The 6800-nt window shown below is 49.4% G+C and carries 6 protein-coding genes; 1 reads left to right on the forward strand and 5 read right to left on the reverse strand.

The genetic code is table 11. The features are described from left to right. Nucleotides 1–118 precede the first annotated feature (118 nt). A complete protein-coding gene (locus tag G7Y39_RS10990) occupies nucleotides 119–1147 on the reverse strand; it encodes a histidinol-phosphate transaminase (RefSeq protein WP_165157515.1) in 1029 nt (342 codons plus the stop codon). 47 nt (nucleotides 1148–1194) lie between these two features. Then, the gene (locus G7Y39_RS10995) at nucleotides 1195–4194 is read right to left on the reverse strand and encodes a glycoside hydrolase family 3 N-terminal domain-containing protein (protein WP_165157519.1); all 3000 of its coding nucleotides are present in this window, start codon (nucleotides 4192–4194) and stop codon (nucleotides 1195–1197) included. 220 nt (nucleotides 4195–4414) lie between these two features. Here G7Y39_RS10995 and rplS point away from each other — a divergent pair, with 220 nt between their 5' ends. Then, complete coding sequence (rplS, locus tag G7Y39_RS11000; RefSeq protein WP_165157516.1) at nucleotides 4415–4762, forward strand: 50S ribosomal protein L19; 348 nt, start codon at nucleotides 4415–4417, stop codon at nucleotides 4760–4762. A 162-nt stretch (nucleotides 4763–4924) separates the two neighbouring features. Here the strand turns inward: rplS and G7Y39_RS11005 are convergent, their stop codons facing one another. The 3 genes from G7Y39_RS11005 to G7Y39_RS13535 all read right to left on the reverse strand — a co-directional run. Continuing rightward, a complete protein-coding gene (locus G7Y39_RS11005; RefSeq protein ID WP_165157517.1) occupies nucleotides 4925–5077 on the reverse strand; it encodes a hypothetical protein in 153 nt (50 codons plus the stop codon). A 202-nt stretch (nucleotides 5078–5279) separates the two neighbouring features. Next, complete coding sequence (eno, locus tag G7Y39_RS11010) at nucleotides 5280–6572, reverse strand: phosphopyruvate hydratase (protein ID WP_165157518.1); 1293 nt, start codon at nucleotides 6570–6572, stop codon at nucleotides 5280–5282. A gap of 37 nt (nucleotides 6573–6609) precedes the next feature. After that, nucleotides 6610–6800: hypothetical protein (locus G7Y39_RS13535; protein WP_206225164.1), on the reverse strand; the 191-nt coding region annotated here is incomplete at its 5' end.

Below are 6800 nucleotides of genomic sequence, written 5' to 3' on the forward strand. Positions count from 1 at the left end.
ACGCTACTCCGATCCAAAAGGGAATGAACAGGAGATAAACGCAAGTCCTTGATGTTTATCTCCTATTTTTGTATCACTTAATCGCAAGCAGCTCCGCGCTTCCCCTTCATCGTCTCGCTTATCGTTGGTTCAGCCAAACGCTTACCCCTTCAAGTAAAAGCTGGTTCTCATCCGGCCTCTGGGTAGAGAGCCGTAAATAAGTCTCATCCAAGCCCCGGAAATTCGAAGCGTCACGGATCAAGATACCGTAATTATCCAAAAGGAATCGCTTTAAATCAGCGGCCGTACCCTTCTTCAAACGAACCAGGAAAAAAGTCGTAGCGGTCGGGATTACCTCCAAACCATCCAATTTGCTTAATTGATAGATAAAATCCGCGGTCTCGCGCTGCCATTTACGGATCGGCAACGTAAATTGCGCCGGATGGATCAAGATATATTTACTGGCCTCGATCGCGATCGCATTTACCGACCACGGGATGACATACCGGTTCACCTTCTCCGTGATCTCCCGAGAAGCAACCAGATAGCCGATACGCAAGCCGGGGATATTATAAGCCTTCGAGATAGACTGTACAAGGATTAAGTTCTTATGCGTTTTCACGTCAGTCGGCTTCAACATATCTTCCGTCGTGAAAGCCACGTATGCCTGGTCAATAACGAAGGTAGTCCGCGGATTCGCCGAGATCAAACGGAGAAGCTCCGTGCGGTGGATCAACTTTCCATCCGGGTTGTTCGGGTTACAAATCCAACAGAAGTCCTGTTCCTCCAAGGATAGCTCCGATAAATCATCGGATGTCGGGAAGAAAGAGATCTCATGCTCATGCAAACGGCAAGCGTCCTCATATTCAGAGAAAGAAGGGATAGCGATCATGGATTTCGCGCCTCGCCAAGCTTGCGCCAACAAATAAAAAGCCGTGACCGAGCCATTCGTCACTACGATATTCTCCTCCATGATCTCATACCGGCGGGCCAGCAATCTTTTCAAAGTAGCGGCATCCGGCTCCGGATAACGAGTCAACTTATCAAAATGCTCGATCAAATGTTCCTTCAATTTATCCAAATTAGCTCCGTGCCACACATTCGAGCTAAAGTTTATCTTTACCTCATTCTTCGCGTTATAAAAATCATCACCGTGTCCGTATAACATATACTTGCTTTTTAATTAATACCTTATCAGTTAACACTGTCACAAAATTACGAATCTTTTTGGCTTTTCCTATCAATCGCCTTATAGATCGCATCCTGTATGCGAGTACGTATATCGAGCGACCCCAGTTTATTATTTGCCCGGCTAGGATTCACCCGGTTACTTAAAAATATATAAATAAGCCGGTTATCCGGATCTACCCAGAAACAAGTACCCGTGAATCCTGTATGTCCATAGACCGATGCGGGAGCCAAAGCCCCACAAGGCGAGGCTTTCGGATTACCGATCAACGGCTTGTCAAATCCCAGCCCTCTATGGCTAGTCGGGCTCTTGCTTTGCGTAAACAAACGGCTGGTTTCCAAAGAGAGATAGCGCTCGCCACCATACGTCCCCTGGTTTAGCATCAATTGAAGCACCTTCGCCAAATCGTTCGCGTTCGAAAATAATCCGGCGTTCCCGGAGACACCCCCTTGAAAAGCGGCCGCCTCATCATGCACATATCCGCGAAGCAACTGACGACGGACAAATCCATCTTGTTCCGTAGGTACAATTTGCAAGGTATCCATTCGCCTCAACGGATTATAAGTGGTATGCCAAGCCCCTAACCCGCTATAGAAATCCTCCTGAAGAAGCCGGTCCATCGGAGATTTCATCAGATTTTCCACCATCATTTTCAGCATAATGAAATTCACGCAGCTATATACATATCTTCCTCTCGTACCCAAACGAGATTTCTTGATATCTTGCAAGATCGTATCCTTGAAGGAATCACTCACATAGAAATCACGGGCCACCTCGGTCGTAAACCCGGGTTTCCGTGTATCGGATACCACCTCCGGAAGATATTTAAAATCGTTCCGGACGTATGTCTTAGCGTCGAAACGAACCGGGTGCGCGGCATTCTTCGCCGAACTATACAAACTACCTCTATAACTCTCCTTATCAATCGCGTCCAGGTAGAAATTAATCGTCGGGATCACTCCCGATTGATGGTATAGCAACTCTTTTATCGATACATCCTTTTTATCAGACGCTTTCAACTCCGGTATAAAATCGGAGATCTTATTGTTCAGGGTGAATTTCTTCTCATCATACGCCTTCATGACCGCCAATAAAGTCCCCGCCGCTTTCGATACCGAAGCCAGGTCGTAAACCGACTCCTCCGTGACCGGCTGCCCACTTTCGTAATCAAAATAGCCGAACGATTTATTATAGATAATCATGCCGTCCTTCGCCACCAGCACTTGGCATCCGGGATAGGCCTTCTCATCCAACCCCTCCTTCACGATTGACTCAATCACCTCCAAACGGACCGGATTCACGCTCACCTCTTCCGGCCGGTGATACCCCAGACGTGTTTTTTCCGTAAAAACGCCGGTACCCGCGTAATACAATCCCGGAATCGAAACCGGCAGTTTCCCCTTCGCCGCGATGCCACCGAATATCACTTGAGCCGCGTATTCCTGCGCCAAAGGAGTACTCTCGTAAGCCAGCACAACCGCTTTCGCCCTCTCGATCGATTCCTTATATTCCTTACAAACATAGGGTAAGGTAAAGAACGCGTAGACCAACTCTTTCTTCGCGGCTAGCTGCCTCAACGCTAAACTCTCGGGAATACGAATCGTATGCACGCCGCAAATGATCACGTCGTAACTTCGCAATTGATCATACACCTGCCGGACTTGGGCAGCCGTAGAACGCCGTCCGATACTAAAGCAAGCGATCGAATCATATTCGCCCAGCATTTTCTGGAATTCATTACCGACCCCCTCACCAATCGAGAGCGCCGCGATCTTTTTCTTATTCAACTGTTTAAGAGGTAAGATTGTATCCTCATTCTTCAAGACGGTAATAGCCTCCGAGTTCAACTTAGCCGCCATCCATGCCGCGCGCGGAGCGTTCAAACGTTCCGACAATCCCTTTGTATCGATCGGTTTATAGGCATTCAATCCGGCGATATATTTATACCTTAATATTTTCAAGCACTTGGACTCGATCGCTTCCAGATCCAACACACCCTCTTCGATAGCCTCTTTCACAGCGGTGAAATCATTGATCGGAGCGGCCGGAGCGAGCAAGATATCATTCCCCGCGCGCAAAGCCTTTACCGAAGGATTGTCCGCTTTCTTGGTGGAAGCCCCCTTCATCGCTAAAGCATCCGTAAAGCGCAAACCTTGAAAGCCAAGTTCTTCCCGCAACAAATCCGTCACTACCGCCTTAGAGAAAGAGGCCGGCTTATGACTTTTGTCCAACGCGGGGACGTAAAGATGTCCTGTCATTATCCCGGCGAGCCCATCCTCTATATAACGTTTAAACGGAAGAAGCTCCACGCTATCCAGGCGCGCCCGGTTATGGCGCACGACGGGTAACGTCTCGTGCGAGTCCTCGGAAGTATCGCCATGTCCGGGGAAATGTTTGGAAACAGACAAGATACCCATGCTTTCCAATCCTCTCGCGTAAGCGATCCCTTTCTCCGCCACCGCATCCGGATTCTCACCAAATGAGCGCAGGCCGATTACAGGATTATCCACGTTGCTGTTCACGTCCATATCCGGGGCGAAATTTATATGGATTCCCATTTCCCGGCACTGGCGTCCTACCTCTTTTCCATATTCCTCGATCAAGGCATTTTCCTCGATAGCGCCTAGCATCATGTTTTTCGGGAAACGGGTGGTTCCGCTTAATCGCATGGAAAGCCCCCACTCCCCGTCCAAAGCGACCAACATCGGAACCCGGGAAGCCTTTTGCAAACGATTGGTCACCTCCGCCTGCGTCACCGGATCCCCTTTGTGGAACAAGATACCCCCGATCTTGATCTCGTTCACGTAACGCATGAGCCGTTGCATATTCCGGTTATCGGACTTCGGGTTCGCTATAACCATAAACAACTGCCCGATCCGTTCATCATAACTCATCGCGTCAAACACGGAATCAACCCAATGATTCATCTTTTCCTGATCCACCAAACGATACAGATTCGGGACGGTTCGCGCCCCACCCGATAGGAAGGAAATACAACATAAAAGCAAGATACCAATCTGTCTCATCACAACATTATCCTTATTACCCTTCAAAAGTAGGAAAATATCGCCATAGTAACATAACCTTCGCCATACGAATCGAAAAAACTCCGGCAAAAAGCATCTACCTATTGCGAATCAAATATTTATTTTGTTACTTTGCACCCGCTTTACGTAATCTCTGTCGGGAAAGGTAGCCCGTTAAATTGCGTTTCATTATAAATTACAATTAAAAAGCTATAAGCAAATGGATTTAATTAAGATTGCAGAAGAAGCGTTTGCTACGAAGAAAGAGCATCCTTCATTCAAGAGTGGTGACACGGTCACGGTAGCTTACCGTATCAAAGAGGGAAACAAAGAGCGTATCCAGCAGTATCGCGGTGTTGTCATCCGTATCTCCGGTCACGGCGACAAAAAGCGTTTCACGGTTCGCAAAATGTCCGAGAACGTAGGTGTAGAGAGGATTTTCCCGATCGAATCTCCGTTTATCGAAAGCATCACGGTTAACAAAATCGGTAAAGTACGTCGCGCTAAATTGTACTACTTGCGTGGCCTTACCGGTAAGAAAGCAAGAATCAAAGAAAAGAGAGTCTAATCTCTCCGATTCTATTGCCATACGAAAAGCCATCCAACATTCCGCTGGGTGGCTTTTCGTTTACCGTTTCTTACAATGCCCATCGTAAGCATCCGACAATGCCCATTCAAAGGTGCTTACGATGGGCATTGAAAGAATCGTATATCGAAGCCGCTCCGCGGACTACCGTCCGGAGGATAATTTACGGACGATACGGGTACCATCCGCCACCTCGATAACGAGAAGCAAGGGGCTACGCGGGGACAAGCGATAGCTATCGCCTTGTTCCATCCGGCCGTTCGTAGCTAACAAGTCACCCTTGAACGAGTAAACCATCAACCGCCGGAATACTCCTCCCCCAAAAGCCTCTGGAACAGGGAGGCTAAGTCACTGGAATCCGTCTCGCGTTCCATTGACTTAGCGCCGTATCTCAATGGTTTTCCGGTCGGGTCTCAATGAGAAAAAATGAGCTTTACGGGAACTCCGTGACCTCAAAAAGGCGTTTCTCGCTCGATTCCGTGAGCTAAAGGCCCTGTTTTTAGCACGGTGCTCCCTTATACGTCTTATAACCATAAACCGCTAAGGGGCCCAGTTCCTCCTCGATACGAAGCAACCGGTTGTATTTCGCCATACGATCGGAACGGCTCAATGAACCGGTCTTGATCTGTCCGCTATTGGTAGCTACGGCGATATCGGCGATCGTCGCGTCCTCTGTCTCACCGGAACGGTGAGACGTCACGGATGTATAGCCATTACGATGGGCCATCTCGATCGCGTCTAACGTCTCGCTCAACGTACCAATCTGGTTTACCTTGATCAAGATGGCGTTCGCGCAACCGCTCTCGATGCCTTTCCGCAAGAACGCTACGTTTGTGACGAACAGGTCATCGCCTACCAACTGGCATTTCCCGCCCAGCGTAGAGGTAAGCATTTGCCAACCGGCCCAGTCATTCTCGTCCATGCCATCCTCGATAGAATCGATCGGGTATTTGCTCACCAACTCGCTCAGGTAAGCGACTTGTCGCTGGGCGTTGCGCTTCGCGCCTTTCTCACCCTCGAATCTCGTATAATCGTACACGCCCTCGTGATAAAACTCGGAAGAGGCGCAGTCTATGGCGATCGTCACGTCCTTGCCCGGCTCATATCCCGCGGCCTTGATGGCGGCCATAATGGAATTCAAGGCATCTTCCGTACCCGCCAATGCCGGGGCGAAGCCGCCCTCGTCGCCTACAGCCGTGCTCAAGCCGCGATCGCGCAATACGTTCTTCAACGCATGGAAAACCTCAGCCCCCATACGAAGCCCCTCGCGGAAACTCTTCGCGCCTACCGGACGAATCATGAATTCCTGAAAAGCGATCGGAGCGTCGGAGTGAGAACCACCATTGATAATGTTCATCATGGGAACCGGCAACACGTAAGTATTCATTCCACCGATATAACGATATAAAGGCAAATCCAGATAATCGGCCGCCGCCTTCGCCACGGCAAGCGATACCCCTAGCATAGCGTTAGCGCCTAGATTCGATTTTGTCTTTGTACCATCCAATTCCAATAGTTTATGGTCTATCTCTCTTTGGTTTAAGGCGCTCATACCTAAAATAGCGGGAGCGATCACCTGATTTACATTGTCCACGGCACGGAGGACTCCTTTACCGCCGTAGCGATTCGTATCGCCATCGCGTAACTCAATCGCCTCGTTCTCGCCGGTAGAGGCGCCGGAGGGTACAGCCGCACGGCCAAACGCGCCGGAAGCCAAATGTACGTCTACTTCCACTGTCGGGTTGCCACGTGAATCCAGGATCTCTCTACCCGCTACTCTTGCAATTTCCATATCACTCTGTTTGTTTTATTAGTTATCCAATGCTGTCTTACTTCTCTTTTTCACACATATAACAAGAGCCACGCGAGGAATGTTCGCGGAGTTTGAAGAGCAGGCCAGGCTGGATGCAGCCAAGGCGCTTGAGAAGGCAGCCGGCGAGGTTGACGCCAAAGCCGAGAAACGGCGTGAGGAAGTCAAGGCCCAATCCGCGGGCAGAGGCAAACGCCCGGAAAAATATAA

This window comes from Parabacteroides sp. ZJ-118 (genome assembly GCF_011038785.1).
Lineage (GTDB): Bacteria > Bacteroidota > Bacteroidia > Bacteroidales > Tannerellaceae > Parabacteroides.